The sequence below is a fragment of the Mucilaginibacter sp. P2_A4 genome, assembly GCF_056405015.1.
This window is the reverse complement of the sequence record NZ_JBFUCX010000003.1, coordinates 384,702-404,537: the sequence shown is the minus strand read 5'-3', so window position 1 is coordinate 404,537 and position 19,836 is coordinate 384,702. Positions and strand designations below refer to the sequence as shown.

Below are 19,836 nucleotides of genomic sequence, written 5' to 3'. Positions count from 1 at the left end.
GGATAAGTTTATATTTAAATTATGAAATGGAAACCTGTACTCACAGAGTTGGTTATGCTGTTAGGTATCTTCATACTCACTACAGCATTGTCATTATTGTTTAGCAGTATGCTGTTTGGCTATTCAACGCTTGATATCAACCTGCATGATACCTACATTGTCAGTAAGTTTTCATGGTGGATACTTACATTCCCGCCATTTTTTGTGTTGTTAGTTTTGGTTTATTTGATCCGGGCAATAGCCGGTCGCTTTACAAAAAGAGCGGTAAACATAATACTGGTTGCGGGAGTATTTGTAAATGTGCTGATCTTACTAAGGGTATACAAACTTGCGCTTAGTATTGATAGAATGACTTCATCGGCATCCGGAGGCCTAACGATATACCCGCCACTATCGGCTTTAGGCCATACCCCGAAACAAGTAAATCAAACACCGCTATCGGAGCCGTTCAGCCATATTATATTTATTATTTTAATCATTTTCCTAATCTTGCTGGTTATAAGTGCTGTACTAACCGGCAAAAACTGGAATGCAAACAAACATGAACTACAAAAAGCTTAAATTTCTTACTTTCGTACTTTTAATTTTGGGCGGCCTGCAACAACACGTATTTGCCCAGGCCAATTACCGTAAAATAGAAAACTACAAAGTGTTTTATGGATGGGCCCACCATTTTCCGCAAGACTGGATGATATTGCGCCAGTTTGAGAACGAAGGAAAAAGCTACCTCCTGCTTGTAAACCCGCAAACGCTGGAAACCAAAATTGACGAACCTGGCTTTTACAAGGTTAAGCCGATGGGTATGAGCGAAGCCCGCGAATATTTTAAAAATACGCCCTATCAAAAAGCACTTCGCAAAGCCGAAAAACAATCGGTAGCCATTCAGGATGCCGGTATTGAGAGCGGTGTACCCAAAGAAACCGGTATCAGCTTGACGGCTGATCTTTGCCCCTCGCACCGCCCTTTAGATAAGCGCATTTTTACAGATATATTTAATGAATTTAAGAAAGTGGAGCGCCCGGTGCCTGTAGCCTTATCCGTTACCGGGATCTGGATGCGCCAGCACCCGCAGGATCTGGAATGGCTAAAGCAAATGCAGCAAAAGCACGAGATCTATATCACCTGGATAAATCATTCTTTTAACCATCGCGTGAGTATGAAAGCACCGCTTAAGGAAAATTTCCTGTTGGAACCGGGTACCGATATTGGCTACGAAGTGTTAGAAACGGAGAAAGCCATGCTTAAAAATGGCTTGCAGCCCTCTGTGTTTTTCAGATTCCCGGGTTTGGTATCAGACCAGCAACTGGTATATAAGATAACCGACTTTGGATTGATCCCTGTAGGCACGGACGCCTGGCTGGCCAAAGGGCAACAGCCGCAAGCCGGCAGCATTGTACTGATACATGGCAATGGTAATGAACCTACCGGTGTTAATGATTTTATAAAGCTGCTGCAATCAAAAACACGCGCCATCGCTAATAAACAATGGCTGCTGTACGATCTTCGGGAGAGTGTAGACGAGGAGTTTCAGGGGCAATAAGCCTTCGGGGAAAGGAAAGTGTTGCGTTTTGAATTTTATGACAATTCTTAATTAGTTGATCTTTAAGTAGCTGTGTATTTGAGGTGTTTCACCTGTTGCGAACGCAACAAAAAAATCTTAATTCTTGATTCTTGTCTCTTGATTCTACTTTACCTTTGCCATTATGGAAACCATTACCTGGCATGATTTTGAGCAAGTAGAATTACGGGTGGGCACCATCCTGGAAGTCGCTGATTTTCCTGAGGCCCGCAAGCCGGCTTTTAAAGTAAGAGTTGATTTTGGTGAATTTGGTATCAAATGGTCAAGCGCGCAAATCACCAGGCATTATACTAAGGAGGAATTGCAGGGGAGGCAGATAGTTGGCGTGATCAATTTTCCAAAAAAGCAGATCGGCAAGTTTATGTCAGAGTTTTTGGTGACTGGCTTTGCTGATGAAAATGGCGATATAATTTTGGCCGCAGTTGATAAACCCGTGCCGAATGGCAGTAAACTGATTTAAATGAGATATATAAATTTTGAGGAGGAGCCTGCAGTTTCTCCCGATGAGTTTTTTATGGGCGAAGCTTTAAAAGAAGCCCGCTACGCCCTGGAAGAAGATGAGATTCCCATTGGCGCCATAGTAACTTATGGTGGCAAGATCATCGGCCGGGGGCATAACCTTACCGAGCGCCTGAGCGATGTATCTGCCCATGCCGAAATGCAGGCCCTTACCGCCGCTGCCAACTCTATGGGCGGTAAATACCTGCCGGGTTGTACGCTATATGTAACTATGGAGCCCTGTGTAATGTGCGCCGGTGCATCCTATTGGTTCCAGGTGAGCCGGATAGTTTTTGGAGCCTATGACGCTAAGCTGGGCTTCGGCCGGCTTAATCAAAAGATCACTCACCCCAAAACAGTTATTACCGGCGGCATCCGCGAAAATGAATGCTCTGAACTGGTGAAGAACTTTTTTAGGAATAAGCGGAAGTAGTGGGAAGTCCATGGACGATAGACCATCGTCCATGGTAATTATGTTTTGATTCTGGCTATGGGCAATGGTCTATCGTCTATGGACTTAAAACTTGACATTAAATTAGAACAAAAAGCAAATTCTACTCTTATATTTGTTACATCACAATCATTAAACTTTAAAATTGTAATTATGGCATTTACACTACCGGCGTTATCCTACGCTACTGATGCATTGGAACCGCACATTGATAAACTGACCATGGAAATTCACCATGGTAAACATCACCAGGCTTATGTTACTAACTTAAATAAAGCCCTTGAGGGTAAGCCTGAAGCTGACAGCAGCATCGAGGATATCATCAAAAATATCTCGAAATTTGCGCCTGCGGTACGTAACAACGGCGGTGGTCACTTTAACCACACTATGTTCTGGACTTTGCTTTCTCCAAACGGTGGCGGCGAACCTACAGGTGCTTTGGCCGATGCTATAAAAAGCACTTTCGGTTCAATTGCCGATCTTAAAACAAAAGTTAACGAAGCTGGTGCAACCCGTTTCGGTTCTGGCTGGGCATGGTTAATTGTTACTGCAGATAAAAAACTGGCTATTTGTTCAACCCCTAACCAGGACAATCCATTAATGGATATTGCAGAAGTAAAAGGTACGCCTATTTTAGGTATTGATGTTTGGGAGCATGCTTATTACCTGAAATATCAAAATCGCCGCCCGGATTACCTGGCAGGCATCTGGAGCGTGATCAACTGGGCTCACGTTGCTGAACTTTATACAAAAGCAATCGCTTAATTCAATTAAGCTCATAAATTTGAAGCGGCGGGATTTAAATCATTCTGCCGCTTTTTTATAGCACATGACCGAGGATATACTTAAGTTAAGGATTGAACAAATAAAATGGGAAACGCCGGATACGGCTACATTTTACCTGGATAATATATCGGGGGAACCTGTTAAATACAAGGCGGGACAATTTGTTACCCTGATATTTAATCACCGGAACGAGGAGATCCGCAGGTCATATTCGCTCAGTTCATCGCCCGATGAGCCAAGATTATCCGTCACTATTAAGCGGATCACAAACGGCGAGATCTCGCGTTTTATGCTCACTAAAATGAAGGTGGGCGATACCCTGAATGCTTTAGCACCGGCCGGCAGATTTACCATTAACCGTTATGAACAGGATAAAGACATTTTACTATTTGCTGGAGGCAGCGGCATCACCCCTATACTTTCGCAGATTAAATATGTGTTGAACCGCCCGGGCAACAGCAGGCTTACACTCATCTACAGCAACCAGGATGCAAACTCTATTTTATTTAAGACTGAGCTTGAACTCCTGGTAACACAACATCCCGAAAGGTTTAAAATCACCCACCTGCTAAGCAGCGAGGCTAACCGACTCAATGCTGATAGGGTCGAGGAACTCACCCGCCAGATTGTCCCCGTTGGATTAGATAAGGCTGAGTTTTATTTGTGCGGACCATTTCCTTATATGCGCATGATCAGATTCGCGTTGGTGTATATGGGGATTGAACCAGGGCGGATTAGAAAGGAGAATTTTGTATTGGAAACCGTAGCTGTAACCCGTACTGCTATTAACTTTTCGCCGCGTAATATCATGATCAAATTCAGGAATGAACTGCATGACCTGGCGGTGGGCGAAAACCAATCCATTTTACAGGCCGCCCTGCAAAACAATGTGCCGTTGCCCTATAGTTGCCGCAACGGCGTGTGTTCCACGTGCACTGCCAAATGTTTCAGCGGCAAAGTAGAAATGATCAAAAACGATGTGCTTACCGATGCCGATATTGCCGATGGCTGGATCCTCACCTGTACCGGGCATCCCGTGAGTGATGATGTGGTGATTGTATTTGGGGAGTAGATGATCATAATTGGCTGTGTCCTCTTTTTGACGGCCGGGAACAAAAAGAAGTTGCAAATTAATGCAACTGCTTAATTATTGATGCGGGGTAAATGGGAATCTATCAGAACACTTAGATGGAATTTTAGACGCAAAAAGATAGAAGTGGCGGTCAGTGATCCCGAAATATTCAAGTTCGCTTTCACACAATTTTATATTCTATTTATTTAAAATCTGGTTCCGATTCCAAAATAGAAACTTCGTCCTATGGCAGGGATGATGCCCGGTCCCGGATATTCATTGGTACGGACGGTAAAGTATCTTTTATCGGCCAGGTTATTAACTCCAAATTTAAAATTGTATTTTCCAAGATGCAGCGCTGAAGACCAATCCATTACCTGGTAAGCCGGGATCAGCCCAACCGCCGGATCATCGCTGCTTACTGTATTTGTCGCATCGCCATAAGATTTTGCAGTATTACTGATCAGGAAGGTAGTTGAAAATACTTTATAGGTATAAGTTGCCCCAAATCTATTGATGGTTTTAGGCGCATATTCCACTGATTTGCCTTTGAAATCACCTGAAACGTACTTTGCATCAACATAAGAAAAGGAATTGAAAAAACTAAATTCGCCTATGGCACTGCCCGGAAATAAGGCTTTGATGATATTAACTTCTATATAAGTTTCAGCACCTTTGTGCACACTATTGGCAATATTAGCACGGAAAAGATAGGAAGTACCGCTGGCATCAAATTTTTCAGTTACCCCAATACGGTTATTATAACGCAGGTAAAAGCCGCTGACATCAAAATTAAAAAAGTTTTTAACAGATCCCCTCCATCCCAGGTCGGCATTATAGCCATTAGCGTCTTTTAAATTCGGGTCAATTTTAGTAGCTGACCCGAAGGGGGTAAGCTGATCATAAGTAACCGGGCGGTAGGCCTGGGAAATATTGGCATAAACATTGGTTGTCGAGGTAGTGATAAATTGGGCGCCAACACCAAATAAAGCAAAGTTGCGGTTTCTTGTAGCGTGAGTTGTTTGCTCCACATCATTTTCTATATAACCATCCGTGGTAGACTTCAGGTATTCATAACGAAAACCGGGCGTAACTGATAAGCGGCTACCCAAACGAAAAATATTCTCTACGAAAGGGGATATGTTTGTGGTTGTAAAATTCAGGTTATATCCATAACGAGGATCTAAAAGAGTAAGGTCAAAGTCCGACCCTGTTGTGCCCAGCCCTCCGCCTTCTCTTTTCATTTTGCCATAAAATAGCCTGATACCAGCGGCCAATGTGTTTTTTATAGTTCCTATAGTATAACCAGATGTAAAACGCGCCTCTGTGGTATTGGCATGGAATATTTCCCGCTGTACTTCCCGGTTAACCGGTTGCAGAGTTACCGTGCTGATGCTGTCAGGTGTACCTGGTCCACCATCCTCATTTTTCCATACCAGGTTTCTTGAGCTGAACTGGTAGGCTGATTTTACGGAAAGTTTAGTAGACGGTGAAAATTGGTAATCTAACTTTCCGGTCAGAATGTTCCATGGGCTATTGAGCCAGTTCCTGGCCCGGTATGAAGCCCTGCTGTTTAAATTAAACTGTTCATCATCAAATCCTCCGGCCATATGAATACGGTTCCGTAGCACGGAGTATTCCAGGCCTAATTTCAACTTGTCATTGGCCTGGTAATTCACTCCTGCAAAACCCGATACCTGCTGAATATCCGAGTTTGGCCTCCAGCCCTGTATAGCTTTATATTGAATAAAGCTATAATAATTCCATTTACCCAATGTTCCGCCAGCCGATATAAATGAATTGAAAAGGTTAAAACTGCCCCCGGTTTGCTGAATATTAATTTCAAGAGGTTTATCAGCCGGGCCTTTTTTGGTGATATAATTAATGACACCTCCAAATTGGGGGCCAAATTGTAAGGACGCCGCACCTCGGGTCACTTCTATTCTTTCTATGGCCTCCAAAGGTGGCAGGTAATAGGTTTCCGGATATCCAAAAATATCAGCAGCCACGTTATAGCCGTTCTGACGAATATTGGTTTCAACAGACTGGGTTGGGTTTAGTCCTCTGAACCCGATTCCATTAGAGGGGAAGCCACTGCCTTCTGTTTCAGAGTAATTAGCACCTGGTATACGACCTAATACCTGTCTTGGATTATTTTGAGCAGTATTGGCATTCAGGCTATCCAATAATATTACTTCCGTTTTTTTACCGGAATAAATTACTCCATCATGAACATCATTAAGGTATCCCATACCTTTAATGGCTTTATAGCCTTTGATTACAACTTCATTTAATTGATTCGTTGAAGCCTTAAGTCTAAAATTGACGGTTCCGTTTTCCCCATTTTGGATACTCACAATATTTTCCTGCGGCTGAAAGCCTTGCATAGTTATTTTAACAAAGTAGGTTCCCGTCGGGATCTGGTTGAAAGTAAAATATCCGTTATTATCAGTGACTGTTTTTTGTGCATGGTAATTTATTTGAATGGAGGCTCCTGCAATGCTATTCCCATTCTCATTGGTTATTCGGCCTTCTATTTTTGATGTAATGACTTGTGAAAAGCCAGGCAACGCAGAAAAGAAAATCAGACAATTGACAAATAGAATTTTGGAAAGTAGTTTATTGCAGAAAAGTAAATTCGAGAGCATTTTATTTAGACTAATTACAAATTGATGCAATGATAGTGTCTATTTAGAATTAATCCAAATGCAATTGTATTATTTACTTGTGATATAGTTATTTAGTAAAAGGTTGGGGCATAAATAGCTAACTTCTCAAATTTTCGGACTGATCCTCAAAAAGGCTAAAACGCAAAAAAAGCTACTTTTCAGTAAGGCTTTTTGTTTTCAGTGGAATGGAGGGGGCTGTACATTCTGCTGAAATGATTTCACTTAAAGATTTTTTACAATCAAATATATTAATTGGTATCCTTGATAAATCCTTCTCTATGGAGAATTTAAAAGTACCTGTCTGTTCAAAAAAACAAATTTTCCCCAAAAAAGTCATCACCTTTTAATCCCAAATCCCATTAGCTTCGGTCAGGATAATCGGCAAGCCATCTGTTACAACAATGGTATGCTCATGTTGCACCGCAAACCCTCCTTTGTCGCCCACAAGCGTAAATCCGTCACTTAACTCTACAGTCCAGGTTGAGGCTGTGTTGATGAAAGTTTCAATCGCCACAACACTGTTTTTTCTGAACCGTCTTTGATCAAGCTTGTCTTTGTAATTCAAAATACTGTCCGGTTGTTCATGGAGCCCCCTTCCAATACCATGTCCACCTAAGTTTTTTATCACTTTGTAACCGGCATTCTTGACTTCTTTTTCAATCAGTCCGCCAATTTCATTGATTTTTACACCGCCCTTAATGCTATTGATTGCCTTTTTAAGGATCTCCCGCGAAGTATCTACCAGGTGCTTTTTTTCATGGATGTCCTGTCCCACGATAAAAGAACCGCCATTATCTGACCAATAGCCGTCAAGTTCGGCAGAAACATCAATGTTTATAACATCACCGTCCTGTATGATCCTATCATTTGAGGGTATTCCATGACACACCTCATTATTTAAGCTAATGCAGGTAAATCCAGGGAAATTGTACGTAAGATGCGGAGCAGACCGCGCACCAAAAGTGCTCAATACCTGCCCTCCATAATTATCTAATTGTTTTGTACTCATTCCTGGTCGGGTATATGCCCGCATTTTCTTTAAAGTCACGGCGACGGCTTCGCTAACGGCCCGCATTCCCTGAAGATCTTTTTCGTTATTTATCGTCATATCTATTTTGCTTCAAAAATATCAACCTTGAGCTATCGCTGACAGTATAAATTAGACATCTGTTCACTAATCAACAAATTGGTATATTCGCATTATGCCTATCAATTTTTTTAGACATATCTACACTCCTAATAACGCGCTTATTACCAGGATAAGCCCACCGGAAAGCTTACGGGATTTTGTTGAAGGGTTTTATGTATTTAAAACTCAGGATTTGTATGGAAGACAACTCTTTTTCAATGATGGTTATCCTGTAATTACGTTGATGCAACACCGTGCAGGTAAGATGCTAATCAATTTAAACGGCGATATTATAAATATTGGCAATGCATGGGTTTGTGGTGGTGTTCTAAAAAACGTCTATTGTGAATCCTCCATCAGTACCGAAGAGCTTTTTGTTATTCGCTTTAATCCCATTACTTTTTTTAAGCTGTTCAATATTCGTGGAAATGTTTTTAAGCATAAGCCAGTTTTTGATCTCGCGGAAATTGTAACCGATGATTTCGGCGTTTTCAACAACCACTTTTACAGTAATGCCTCTATTGAGCATAAAGTTGAAGCAGTAACTAACTTTTTATCCCAAAGGATATGCGCAACTGCATTTCCAAATCTATTAGGAGACGTAATTAATCATATTGAACAGGGACGGAGCCTCACCGTAAGGGAGCTCGCAAAATCATGCGGTGTGCGCATAAACTACAAATGGTTGGAAAGAAACTTTAAAAAGCACATCGGTGTATCCCCGAAAGACTATTTATTGCTCAGGCGCTTTTTGAATACTTATCGCAGTTTGGATTCATTATCTCCCAAAGCGCTGTTGCAAATAGCTTTAGAACATGGTTATTATGATGATAACCACCTGATCAAAGACTTTAGGAGTTTTTCAGGGCAGTCTCCCAAAGCTTTCTTTCAAAACAGCAATCGTGCTTAATATGCTGTTGGAATTTGTGTTTAACCGGTATTAATTATAGTATATTGATTATCGAAATAAATGAAAAAAATTTCGAAACATATTCGATGAAATTATTTAGCTTTCTCAAGCAATTGTACGTTAAGGTTATAATAGGTACGGAAAAACCAGTATTTATGACGGACTTCGGATTATGTTTTGCAAAAAAAAATCTTTTAATAAATTGGAGATCTCCCGTATAGTGGAATCACCGCCCCTTTATAATTAGTAAACCATTTGTTTAAGGATATTGAACTGAGAAATTGATAGCCGGGCGAATGGTTAAGACCTGAACAAAGAATTCAATTTATAAATAATAAGAAGAGCACAACACTTATCACCTATGAAAAAAACGCACTATCTTTTTATGTTTTCCTGCTTCCTTATATTGGGCTGTACCGGTGTAAAAAAGCTGGCTGGCACCAACGATGCCGACCAAGGCTGGAAGAAGCTGTTTAATGGCAAAGACATTAACGATTGGTTTGTCAAGATCAATCATCACCTTGTTGGCGAAAATTATGGAAATACGTTTCGGGTAGAAGATGGCATGATCAGGATCAGCTATGACCAGTACGGCGATTTCAACGATCAGTTTGGCCACTTATATTACAAAACGCCATTTTCTCATTATCATTTGCGTTTTGAATATCGCTTTGTTGGTAAACAACAAAAAGGCGCACCAGACTACACGCTCCTTAACAGCGGTATGATGTTTCATTCGCAGGATCCCAGGACAATGCTAAAGGACCAGGATTGGCCAATATCAATAGAAATGCAGTTATTAGGCGGCCTCGGTGACGGGAAACCAAGACCAACGGGTAATATGTGCTCACCCGGCACCGATGTTGTTTACAAAGGCAGCGTTTCGCCCGATCATTGTATCAATTCTACTTCAAAGACCTATGATGGCGAACAGTGGGTAAAGGGGGAACTGATTGTTCAGGGCAACAAATTAATTACGCATATCATCAACGGCGATACCGTACTGCAATATTCCAGACCTACCATAGGCGGCGGGGTAGCACATGGTTACGATCCGAAGTACAAACAGGACGGAAAATTACTAAGCAGTGGTTTTATCGCCTTACAAAGTGAGGGGCAGCCTGTCGATTTCAGGAACATCGAGATCAAACAGCTGCCGGGTGTTGACAATTAAATAGTAAGCAAAAATACTGTAAGCCCAAAGCATTGGAAATTTGGTCATTGTCTTGCTTTCATCAACTCGCAGAACTGTTGAAAATAACGATACAAGAGTAATCTTATAATGTTTCCTGGGTTTGAAAGATGGCTCAGGCAGATTTCATTTTCAACGTTTTTGTCGGTCCCTTTATTTAGATTTTTTTTCCATCGGTACATCCGTTAACATTGATTTTGCTGTTTATAATTTCCAGGTCCTCAATAGTTAGCTTGCCAATACGCATATCGCCAAACGAGGCCTTTTTAACAGATAAACGACCAAGATAAAACGCACCAATCGCGACAGATCCGATCGCAATGCACCCCAACGCAAAGGCTCCTGTTGCACCCGCGCCTATCGCCCTGGCGCCCAAAGCGTAAGCGCCTATTGCTTTAGCGCTCTCCATTTTTTTACTGATGTTTTTTATTCTCATGATTTTGTCCGTTTTGGGTTAGCATTACTATGTTGACTTTATTTCTTTATCAAATAACAAATTTTTTGATAAAGAGTTGATAGCCAAAGCATTTTTCATTAAAACTTCCAAGTTGCATACAATTTACATAATCAATTAAAACTATGGGTAAAGGCGCAGACTTGCCACCACCAGACCGGAAGTAAAAAGCAAATTCATTACGTCATTTATCAGCATTCAGGATATTAGGAAGATCAGGATTTAGAGTATTCGCTTTGTTGGGAATCAGGTGATAAGTTTTTCTGCGCAAAACCCATGAAATTTTTAGTTTGATCACTTAAGTAAAATAGTGTACACCGATTCAATTTTGTTTGCAACAACTGCAGTAAAAATAAAAATTGCTATATAGGGCTAATTAATGTGTTAAATCCGTGAACTATTTAATGGAAAGAAATATGAGTGTAAATCACTTTATATAAACACTTAAATCTTTCATTAATTTTTCATTGAAAACTTTAACACCTTTTTTATTTAGATGATAAAAATCAAAAAACATAGAGGTGTCGAGGCCCATTTTATCACGCGAATAGTTTAGAAAAGGGATATTATATTGTTGAGCGGTTTTATTATATACATTCATAATTGAATCTCTATTAATAAGTGTGTTTTGGAACGTAAATAAGGCCGGGGTAATTACCAAAATCAATTTGATATTTTCCTTTTTACAATATTTTATATAGGAAATAAAATCATTGTAAACAGAGTCATTATCTTTGGTTATAATTCCTTTGGGGAAATCTTTTAATCTTTTATTCAGAACCGTGGCAACATAGTGGTGATCGATAGATTCGAACCCATTATATCTGCCATTATCCGGCGGCCGTTTATTTAAAAGGCTCTCTAACCCAGCAATAACAATACCCGGCGAATGGCTGTATTTGTATAACGGAATGTAGAGGTCATTCAGTGTAAAAATACTATGATCTTTAAATGATCGCAAGAATTCCTTATTTAAATAGGGGATAAATTGCTTATAGTCAAACTGTTCTACCGGGTTATTAAAAATACCTACATCTATAGAATGTATAATGTACCGCGGCCTTTTGTTATACTTAACATATTCCTTAAACATGTAGTTTTCTATTGGGAAACTAGCGCGATCAATACCTATGTTATACGCAGAAAGTTTAAAATTTCTTTCCAGCGCCAAGGGTGAGATCTGCAACCTCGCTCTTGATCCGCCTTGTATTAAAATATCAGCATTTATATCTGAATGATATAAGTTGTACCATTCCCTGTAACTTAAGGAATACCCGGATTTTTTTAAACCGGCATCAATTATGCATTGCAACAGGTAAGCCAAAATTAAACCAACCAGTAAAAATATAGCAGCTTTCTTTAAAAAAACAGGCATCAGAATTGAAAATAAATAAATTGAATATTTTCGAAAACTCCAAACAAAGCGATTGAAAAAATAAGAAAGAAATAGGCCGACCATCGTATCACAAGTTTCTGTTTGGAGATAAGTTGTGATACACTTCCAAAATTTTCCCGGTAAAAACCAACGGATAATAATACCGCTATAAAAGATAACATTAGCACAGTATTAGCGTTTCCTGCACCCCAAACCCACAAAGCACTTTGGATGTCGGCTGCTTGCCAGCTTTTAAATAAGTGCGTAATTATATATTTTGCCTCTCCCAAATCGTGCGATCTAAAAAATATCCATGAAAAAGCTGCAAACAAAAAAGTTAAAGCAACGGATACGTTATTATAAATAATTTTAGGAACAGTTTTCGACCAGGTTTTCCTGGTTTTTTTTGTTAAAAATTCATAAGCCATTGCTGTGCCGTGCATTAAGCCGAAAACAATAAATGTCCACCCTGCCCCATGCCACAATCCGCTGACAAAAAAAGTTATCATCAAGGCAAATACAACCCCCAATTTACCCCAGTCCCTATTAGCAACAATAAGAGGGGTAAAAAGATAATCATTAAACCAAGTAGACAATGAAATATGCCATCGTCGCCAAAATTCCGTAACGCTCCTGCTAAAAAAAGGCCTGTTGAAATTGGTCATTAGTTTAAAACCCATTACCTGGGCACTTCCTATGGCAATATCAGAATAGCCTGAAAAATCGCAAAATATTTGTATAGCGAAAGCAATCATACCCAGAAAAAAAGCAGCGCCATTAAAACTATGGTAATGATCAAACACATTATTTGAAACAAGTGCCAGGTGATCTGCGATTACTATCTTTTTAAAAAATCCCCATAGCATTAATTTCAAGCCATTGGTTACTCTTTCATATTCAAAATCATGCTTTTCGTGAAATTGATGAATCATGTTTTGAGGTCGTTCAATAGGGCCGGCAACCAATTGTGGGTAAAACATCACATATAAAGCATATATTCCAAAATGTCTTTCTGCTTTTTGTTTTCCACGATAAACCTCGATGGTATAACTCATCGCTTGAAATGTATGAAAAGATAAACCAATCGGTAATAAAATAGAAAGATAAGGAAAGGGATTACGCTGGCCCGTAAAATGTAAAAGAAGGGATAGGTTTGAATTTAAAAAGTTATAATATTTAAAAAAAGCAAGGATACCAATATTGGCGATCAAACTGAAAACTAAAAATAGCCGACGGTTTTTGCCATTTGACTTTTCGATTTGTAAACCTGCAAAATAGTCTATTAAAATCGTACAGCCCAAAATCAAGATGTAAACAGGTATAAAAGCCATGTAAAAATAACAGCTTGCCAATAGTAATAGCAGCCATCTGAACTTGTGCGGGATCGCAAAATATAAAGTACTAACTACAACAAAAAATATTAAAAAGGTAATGGAATTAAAGAGCATTAAAAAGAGATATTATACTGTTATAAGTCTGTAGTGTTAAAGATATCACTTTGAAAGTGATAGCGAAATTTATTTGAAACTATAAAGTTTCTGCATTTCCAAAACCGAAACGATCCTTATTTAATCAATTTGAGTTTAACAATTCTATCATTCCATAAGAAAGATTTAGAAAAGCAACTTCCCTGTTATCAAATAAGATCGCAGGTTTTGGAGCCGAAATTAGATAGGCACCCCCATTGATAAGCCGCTCAATTTCCGCATATATGTCCTCAACTTCAAAACAAATATGATAATAAGTGATCCTTTTTTTTACCAGCAGTTCAACTTGTTTACCCGATATTAATTCCAAATTTGATCCGTCTGATAGGGTTAACATTACCAATTGCGCATTTTGTTCTGTATCAAATACAATAGGGCTTTGTTTGATAACCGCATGGATTTTTGAAATATTTAAAATTTCTTCTTCAATATTTGCGCAAGCAATCCCGACGTGATGAAATTTCATGATTTGCTTAATTAAGTTTATCACTTATGGAATTAATCAAATCACCCACGTTGCCCCAATTTTGTATTTCTTGGGACGAAAACCTGATTTTAAATAGTTTTTCAACAGCAACTACCAATTGGATATGATTTAACGAATCCCAATCTTCAACATCATTTGCTGTGGTTTCGTAAGTTAAAACAATATCATCATTATCCAATACATCGATGAACACATCATTTAAGGTTTTTAAAATTTCACTTTTTTCCATACTCAAATTTTATTTTTTGTTGATAAAACAGCTTCTGTTTTTATAGTCCAAAACGTTTAATAGCCAATACTCTTTAACGTTTTCAAATCCAAGGTTTTCATAGTGGTATTTTACCATCTCATTTTTCGCAGTCGGTAAATATTCCCCTCTCAAGCCCTTAAAACCGTTTTCTCTGGCGAAAGTAGTAATCGTATTCAGCACAAAATTCTCCATGCAACGTTTCAATACACGGCAACTCATGAGCCAGGTGTCAATAAACAATGTGTCACTGGTTTCCTTTTGGAGGATGATCATACAAATCAACCCATGGTCGCCAAATTTATCAGCTAAGTTAAAGGCAAAGGTAAAATCGTTGCCAGTTTCTATCAAGCGTTCAATATCTTGTTCTGTGTACCTGATCGTCCGCAGGTTAAATTGATTTGATCGTTGTGAAAGTTGTGCAACGCGGGGCGTATTGAAAGTATTGAATGGTGCCACCAGCGAAACCATATTAAGGCTTTTTAAGAAATCGTCTTCACTTTTGAAGTTTTGCTGAACATTGCCTGCCGCTGCTGCTATTTGGTATTGTTTTGTTCTGTCTGCGTCAAGCTTCGAAAATGAAGCAGTTTCAAACAAATTCAAAGGATACAAGTACTCCAGGTAATCAGCCGGATCAACCGGCAACTCAGGCACCTCAACTTCCGGCAGGCTTTCCTTAACGATGTTCCGTTCAAATGGGTTATCGTCCAGGAAAACCATTGTATCAAACCCGATATTCAAAATGCTTTGTATGTGACGGATATTGTCGGCTTTACTCTCCCAGTTGGCAACAAATACGGTAATATCTTCGAGGTGCAGCACCATATCTGGGTGTTTTTCAAAAGGTTCTTTAGCTGTTGCTTCGGTATTTTTGCTGCAAACGGCCAATATGATACCTCTGTTTTTTAGTTTTTTGATCCAGTATTGAAACTCGGTAAAGGCTTTACCGATACCTAATGTGCCGATCTCCAAATTTTCCCAGCCATCATCGCCAACAATGCCGCCCCATAGCGTATTATCAAGGTCGAGTATCAGGCACTTTTTGAATTTGCCATGGATAGCACCGATAATATCAAGCGTTTTAGCCGCGACCTCAGGCAAAATATCAACACTTAAAACCATTTCAGTATTAATATAAATAGATGCCTGGAACATCGCGCATTTACCTGCTTGGTTTTGAATAGCGGCAAGGTCACATATAAAAAAGCCAGAAGATTTCGCGGCATATTCCATCAGGCTGTAACTGAGTTTTCGCTGCTGAAACAGGAAAGACGATCTGGTTTTGTTGGCATGGTTCCCATAAACCGCGTCATTGATTTCCGGATAGTTGTAATAGATGACTTTAGCTTTGCACCGCGTGATAATAGCAGCATGCAGGCTTTCGATCAATGTCATTTCGCTTTCCGCAAGGGTTTCATGCAAACCAGCCTCAAGCTTTCCGTATTTGCCCAGCAACTTATGGGTAGATCGAAACAGAACGATTATTTCGGGTTCAAAGGTATACAACTCCGAATGTTGGTCAAAAACCTGTCGTTCAATTTGATTGAAATCGGCCTCCCATATTTCAAGGTTCAACCCGCGGTCGTATCCTGTGCCGCGTACAGCTATCGAAAGAAATTGGGTTGCTGTATCACCAAGAAGTGCCACGCGGATCGGTTGCAAATGCGAAAAGTCGTTCTTTAAATTTTTCTTCAGATGAGAAAAAACTTTCATTATTCTTGGGTAATAAATCTCCGGGTAAATTTATAAAACTTATTTAACCGTCGGGTATTAAATTATTCTGAATGTTTGAAAAGGTTTAAAGAGTCGAGTAGGCAAGGGGGGCACCCCAAGCCTCTCACGCAACCGTACGTGATACTCTCGCATCATACCGCTTGTCAACTTGCTTTTGCGTTAAGTTCATCCGCGTTAAAGTTGACCATGCGCTCGAATAAATTAGCCAACCCCTTTGCCCTTTTTTCATTGCAGAAACATCATCACCGATACCCCGCCCGTGCGGGACCACCCTTAATCCCGCACGGGCGGGGCTATTCGGCCTCACGGGTACAAACAAAATAAAGGGGTTAATTGAGGCAAAATATTGAAGTGATTAAAGTCTTTTTGTTGTATAAGTCTATTACCCCAAGAATTCAACTTGATCCCCGTTTTGCCAGCTGTTGATGTTCACTTTTTTTCCATATCCTCTTAAAAAAGGCTTAAACGCAAAAAAGCCTCACTTTTCAGTAAGGCTTTTTGCTTTTTGCGGAATGGACGGGACCGTTTCGGGGTCAATCTGACGCTGCTATATGCCTTATTGTGAAATAATTATAAAATCTATTATCGCCTTTGTTACCCTCAATGTTACCCTACAACATTGATTCTTTTTAGCGATTTTTGGAAAGAACTAATTTCTAAAGCGAATTTAAGGAATTTTATTTTGATATCAATTGAACAAATACAAGATTAAAATTAAGTTTCTTTAGCAAACCATCGAAAAAAAGTTAACAGATGACTCAAAGAGCTTAAACCAGCAGGCAGAAAAGGAAATGGAAAAGCAGGACGCGATTACCGCAGCTGAAGCCCAGGCAGAGCAAGCAGATAAAGAACAGAAAGCGGCAAAGGATAGCCTGAAAAAAGTGAAGTCAGGCAAGTAGGAAAGCTGCATACACACTGATTAAGTATTATACCGTAATCCCGATAGGGTATAAAGCGCAATAAACGAGATTTAATAATCCCGATAGGGTATAATTATATTACAAATCGCCAATATGATCCCGATAGGGTATAGTTAATAAATTTAAATTATATTTGTACCCGAAAGGGTATAATATGTTGTCAGAGTATTTGAAGAAAAAAAGGAAATCACTAAATCTCACACAGGAAGACCTGGCATCTAAAGCGGGGGTCGGACTTAGGGTCGTTCGTGAGATGGAACAGGGAAAACCAACATTGCGGATGGATAAAGTGAATCAGGTGTTGATGTTATTTGGCGCAGAACTCGGAGTGATATTAAAAGTAAAAAATGATGAGTAGGAAAGGTTTGGTGTATTTTCAGGATACGCTGGCTGGTGTACTTGCGGAAACTGATGATGGTTACGAATTTACTTACCAGGCTGATTATTTAGAGAATAAGAACGCAAAGCCGGTAAGCTTAACGCTGCCATTGTCAACCCAGAAATATGAAAGTAAAGTATTGTTTGCTTTTTTCGATGGCTTGATACCGGAAGGTTGGCTACTGGATTTGGCAACAACACACTGGAAGGTCAAAAGCAATGACCGGTTTGAATTATTGCTATTAACATGCAGGGATGCAATCGGAGCGGTAACGGTTATTCCCGAAATAGATTAAACTATGGCAAATTGTTGGTTTTGTTATCAGGATGCAGGGACATCGTCTTATCATGGAAAATGTTCAAGGCGATTTTTTGGTACGGCTAAGGTACCTGAGCTGGAATTGAATAATAAACTTTTGAAAACGTTGGCCGAACGGACTATCAACGAGAGGATCTCTGTGACCGGAGTTCAGCCCAAGCTTTCTGTTACCCTGGAAAAGACGAAGGAGCAAAACCGTTTGACTATAGTAGGACTTTGGGGGGAATACATACTTAAACCGGAGCATCCTGATTTTCCGGAAATGCCGCAATCAGAAGATCTGACTATGCATTTGGCAAGCCTATTTAAAATGCCAACTTGTGATCATACTTTAATGGAGGCGTCAGACGGTAGTTTGGTTTATCTTGCCCGGAGGTTTGACCGGGTAAAAGGCCATAAAGTTCACATGGAAGATTTCTGCCAGCTTTCTGAATTTTTAACGGAAAATAAATACAAGGGCTCTTACGAAAAGATCGGCAAGCTTATTCTGAAATATTGCACTCAAACTGGTTTTGATGCACTGACTTATTTTGAACTGGTGTTATTTTCTTTTTTGACAGGGAACAATGATATGCACCTGAAAAACTTTTCTGTGCTATATACGGACGAGGGGGTAAGTCTAAGTCCTGCCTATGACCTGCTCAATGTAAATCTTGTTAATCCACAAGATGATGAAGAGCTGGCGCTGACCATGAATGGTAAAAAGAAAAGAATCAGGCTATCTGATTTTGATGTGTTGGCTAGAAGCATGAATATACCTGAAACCGCCGTTAGGAATACGTATAACAAATTTTCCTCCAGTAATAAGGAGGTTGGTAGGATGATTGAAGCATCATTCCTGAGCCCCGAAAAAAAAGCACTATACCTGGAAATTTGGAATAAAAAGCAACGGTTGTTTAATTGACAAGCCACAGTTATACATTGTGGATTTTCCTCCTGGTGAGAAAAAAATAAAACCCTTATTCACCGCAGTCGCGAAGATAGCCCACGCCGGAATCAAAAGTCAAGGGTACACAAGCGGGCCGTTGTGTCCGCTTCCAGCGGTTGGCCCACCCTTGACATTTGATCCGGCTAAGCGCTTTTGTTGCTTAAGCGTTGAATAACGATGGGGCGTTCATTGATCTGTTAAATGGTTACCTGCAAAAAGCATGACATTAACTTAAGCTGTCACCATAAGCGGCCATAACTTGCTCTAATACACTCGTGGCTGGTTATCATTTTTTATACTCAGCCACAAATGGTTAAATTTGTATAGTTGTGGCTGAGTATGATAAGAGTCAAGCTTATTTATATAATCAAATATAAAAGGTAATCTATTTTTGAATATCAACTACCGGGTTCTATTCGGTAGTCGGCGCGCAATGGATCAACCCAAGCCTAACTTTTCTCTTAATTGCTGCATATCCGAACTGATCTTATGATCCATCACCTTAGCATATATCTGTGTAGTCTTAATACTGGTATGCCCCATCATCTTTGCAACGCTTTCAATAGGTACACCATTGTTTAGCGTTACCGTTGTGGCAAAGGTGTGTCGGGCAATGTGAAAGGTCAGAGGCTTTTTAATTTTGCACAGGTCTGCAATCTCTTTGAGATAAGCATTCATTTTTTGGTTGCTCATCACCGGAAGCAACGTGTCCTTAACTACGCATTGAGCGTGGTCTTCATAGGCACGAATAATGGTTAGAGCAACGGGCAACACAGGTATCCTTGAAAGTGTGTCCTTTTTTTGCCTGCTGGTGTATATTCATAAGTCACCATCAATGCCCCTGACAAGTTCCGAGCGTTTCAGCCTATTTACATCCACATAAGCCAGGCCAACCGGCTTCAGGCTGGGGTACCATGCCCGGCGACCTGCCGCGCTTGATGGGGGTTGTTATGCTCGATCAGTTTGCTTCCGGACCTGATGTTTGGTCTGATCTGGCTGGCTGGGCGTATCATTTCTGGAATGGCGCTGCATTTGGTATCATCTTTAGCCTGGTAATGGGTTAAGCCGAAGGTTTGGCATGGCGCTGTTTATGGCTTCCTTATTGGATTGGGATTTATGGTAACACCGGTAGTCAAATCATTGGGAATCGGCCTTTTGGGCCTGGAATATAAAAATGGCTATCAGTTTGCATTGACCGTTTCGATCGCCCATATAGTTTTT

21 protein-coding genes are annotated in these 19,836 nt (G+C 40.0%); 12 read left to right on the top strand and 9 right to left on the bottom strand.

Annotation, left to right across the window (positions count from 1 at the left end; all coding sequences use genetic code 11):
* Nucleotides 1–21: 21 nt before the first annotated feature.
* From AC1DYB_RS08470 to AC1DYB_RS08445, 6 genes are all read left to right on the top strand, one after another.
* A complete protein-coding gene (locus AC1DYB_RS08470) occupies nucleotides 22–561 on the top strand; it encodes a hypothetical protein (protein WP_477434044.1) in 540 nt (179 codons plus the stop codon).
* The gene (locus AC1DYB_RS08465; protein WP_477434042.1) at nucleotides 542–1,540 is read left to right on the top strand and encodes a polysaccharide deacetylase family protein; all 999 of its coding nucleotides are present in this window, start codon (nucleotides 542–544) and stop codon (nucleotides 1,538–1,540) included. Before AC1DYB_RS08470 ends, AC1DYB_RS08465 begins: the two co-directional genes overlap by 20 nt.
* A 163-nt stretch (nucleotides 1,541–1,703) precedes the next feature.
* Nucleotides 1,704–2,039 carry a tRNA-binding protein gene (locus AC1DYB_RS08460; protein ID WP_477434040.1) on the top strand — a complete coding sequence of 112 codons (336 nt, stop codon included), beginning with the start codon at nucleotides 1,704–1,706 and terminating at the stop codon, nucleotides 2,037–2,039.
* Nucleotides 2,040–2,510, top strand: a complete 471-nt coding sequence (locus AC1DYB_RS08455; protein ID WP_477396077.1) for a nucleoside deaminase — start codon at nucleotides 2,040–2,042, stop codon at nucleotides 2,508–2,510.
* Nucleotides 2,511–2,681: 171 nt separating this feature from the next.
* Complete coding sequence (locus AC1DYB_RS08450) at nucleotides 2,682–3,293, top strand: superoxide dismutase (RefSeq protein WP_295718471.1); 612 nt, start codon at nucleotides 2,682–2,684, stop codon at nucleotides 3,291–3,293.
* Nucleotides 3,294–3,357: 64 nt separating this feature from the next.
* A complete protein-coding gene (locus AC1DYB_RS08445; RefSeq protein ID WP_477434038.1) occupies nucleotides 3,358–4,386 on the top strand; it encodes a 2Fe-2S iron-sulfur cluster-binding protein in 1,029 nt (342 codons plus the stop codon).
* 206 nt (nucleotides 4,387–4,592) lie between these two features.
* Here AC1DYB_RS08445 and AC1DYB_RS08440 read toward each other — a convergent pair whose 3' ends face one another.
* Together AC1DYB_RS08440 and map are read right to left on the bottom strand one after the other, a co-directional pair.
* Nucleotides 4,593–7,034 (bottom strand): TonB-dependent receptor domain-containing protein, encoded by a 2,442-nt coding sequence (locus tag AC1DYB_RS08440; RefSeq protein WP_477434036.1) that lies wholly within the window; start codon nucleotides 7,032–7,034, stop codon nucleotides 4,593–4,595.
* A gap of 364 nt (nucleotides 7,035–7,398) precedes the next feature.
* Nucleotides 7,399–8,163, bottom strand: coding sequence for a type I methionyl aminopeptidase (gene map, locus AC1DYB_RS08435; RefSeq protein WP_477434034.1), 765 nt, complete (start codon nucleotides 8,161–8,163; stop codon nucleotides 7,399–7,401).
* A gap of 94 nt (nucleotides 8,164–8,257) precedes the next feature.
* Between map and AC1DYB_RS08430 the strand changes: the two genes are divergently transcribed.
* Both AC1DYB_RS08430 and AC1DYB_RS08425 read left to right on the top strand, forming a co-directional pair.
* Entirely contained in the window at nucleotides 8,258–9,094 is an 837-nt protein-coding gene (locus tag AC1DYB_RS08430; protein WP_477434032.1) for a helix-turn-helix domain-containing protein, read from the top strand.
* A 361-nt stretch (nucleotides 9,095–9,455) separates the two neighbouring features.
* Nucleotides 9,456–10,268 carry a 3-keto-disaccharide hydrolase gene (locus AC1DYB_RS08425; protein ID WP_477434030.1) on the top strand — a complete coding sequence of 271 codons (813 nt, stop codon included), beginning with the start codon at nucleotides 9,456–9,458 and terminating at the stop codon, nucleotides 10,266–10,268.
* Nucleotides 10,269–10,443: 175 nt separating this feature from the next.
* Here AC1DYB_RS08425 and AC1DYB_RS08420 read toward each other — a convergent pair whose 3' ends face one another.
* The 6 genes from AC1DYB_RS08420 to AC1DYB_RS08395 all read right to left on the bottom strand — a co-directional run bounded on the left by AC1DYB_RS08420 (nucleotide 10,444) and on the right by AC1DYB_RS08395 (nucleotide 16,049).
* Nucleotides 10,444–10,722 carry a hypothetical protein gene (locus AC1DYB_RS08420; protein ID WP_477434028.1) on the bottom strand — a complete coding sequence of 93 codons (279 nt, stop codon included), beginning with the start codon at nucleotides 10,720–10,722 and terminating at the stop codon, nucleotides 10,444–10,446.
* A 445-nt stretch (nucleotides 10,723–11,167) separates the two neighbouring features.
* Nucleotides 11,168–12,115, bottom strand: a complete 948-nt coding sequence (locus AC1DYB_RS08415; RefSeq protein ID WP_477434026.1) for a hypothetical protein — start codon at nucleotides 12,113–12,115, stop codon at nucleotides 11,168–11,170.
* Nucleotides 12,115–13,170, bottom strand: a complete 1,056-nt coding sequence (locus tag AC1DYB_RS08410) for an MBOAT family O-acyltransferase (protein WP_477434024.1) — start codon at nucleotides 13,168–13,170, stop codon at nucleotides 12,115–12,117. The genes AC1DYB_RS08415 and AC1DYB_RS08410 overlap by 1 nt, the downstream gene beginning before the upstream one ends.
* Before the next feature lie 517 nt (nucleotides 13,171–13,687).
* Nucleotides 13,688–14,068, bottom strand: coding sequence for a VOC family protein (locus tag AC1DYB_RS08405; RefSeq protein WP_477434022.1), 381 nt, complete (start codon nucleotides 14,066–14,068; stop codon nucleotides 13,688–13,690).
* Nucleotides 14,069–14,075: 7 nt separating this feature from the next.
* Nucleotides 14,076–14,318: an acyl carrier protein gene (locus AC1DYB_RS08400; protein ID WP_477434020.1), complete on the bottom strand. Its 243-nt coding sequence runs from the start codon at nucleotides 14,316–14,318 to the stop codon at nucleotides 14,076–14,078.
* A 9-nt stretch (nucleotides 14,319–14,327) separates the two neighbouring features.
* Nucleotides 14,328–16,049, bottom strand: coding sequence for an HAD-IIIC family phosphatase (locus tag AC1DYB_RS08395; RefSeq protein ID WP_477434018.1), 1,722 nt, complete (start codon nucleotides 16,047–16,049; stop codon nucleotides 14,328–14,330).
* A 1,095-nt stretch (nucleotides 16,050–17,144) separates the two neighbouring features.
* Here AC1DYB_RS08395 and AC1DYB_RS08390 point away from each other — a divergent pair.
* The 3 genes from AC1DYB_RS08390 (at nucleotide 17,145) to AC1DYB_RS08380 (ending at nucleotide 18,591) form a co-directional block, all read left to right on the top strand.
* Nucleotides 17,145–17,348, top strand: a complete 204-nt coding sequence (locus AC1DYB_RS08390) for a helix-turn-helix transcriptional regulator (RefSeq protein WP_477434016.1) — start codon at nucleotides 17,145–17,147, stop codon at nucleotides 17,346–17,348.
* Nucleotides 17,338–17,664 (top strand): HipA N-terminal domain-containing protein, encoded by a 327-nt coding sequence (locus AC1DYB_RS08385; protein ID WP_252793649.1) that lies wholly within the window; start codon nucleotides 17,338–17,340, stop codon nucleotides 17,662–17,664. The genes AC1DYB_RS08390 and AC1DYB_RS08385 overlap by 11 nt, the downstream gene beginning before the upstream one ends.
* A 105-nt stretch (nucleotides 17,665–17,769) precedes the next feature.
* Nucleotides 17,770–18,591 carry a HipA domain-containing protein gene (locus AC1DYB_RS08380; protein ID WP_477434013.1) on the top strand — a complete coding sequence of 274 codons (822 nt, stop codon included), beginning with the start codon at nucleotides 17,770–17,772 and terminating at the stop codon, nucleotides 18,589–18,591.
* Nucleotides 18,592–19,053: 462 nt separating this feature from the next.
* Here the strand turns inward: AC1DYB_RS08380 and AC1DYB_RS08375 are convergent, their stop codons facing one another.
* Nucleotides 19,054–19,386 carry a site-specific integrase gene (locus AC1DYB_RS08375; protein WP_477434011.1) on the bottom strand — a complete coding sequence of 111 codons (333 nt, stop codon included), beginning with the start codon at nucleotides 19,384–19,386 and terminating at the stop codon, nucleotides 19,054–19,056.
* Between the two features lie 143 nt (nucleotides 19,387–19,529).
* Between AC1DYB_RS08375 and AC1DYB_RS08370 the strand changes: the two genes are divergently transcribed.
* Nucleotides 19,530–19,679, top strand: coding sequence for a hypothetical protein (locus tag AC1DYB_RS08370; protein ID WP_477434009.1), 150 nt, complete (start codon nucleotides 19,530–19,532; stop codon nucleotides 19,677–19,679).
* The last annotated feature ends 157 nt before the right edge of the window (nucleotides 19,680–19,836 follow it).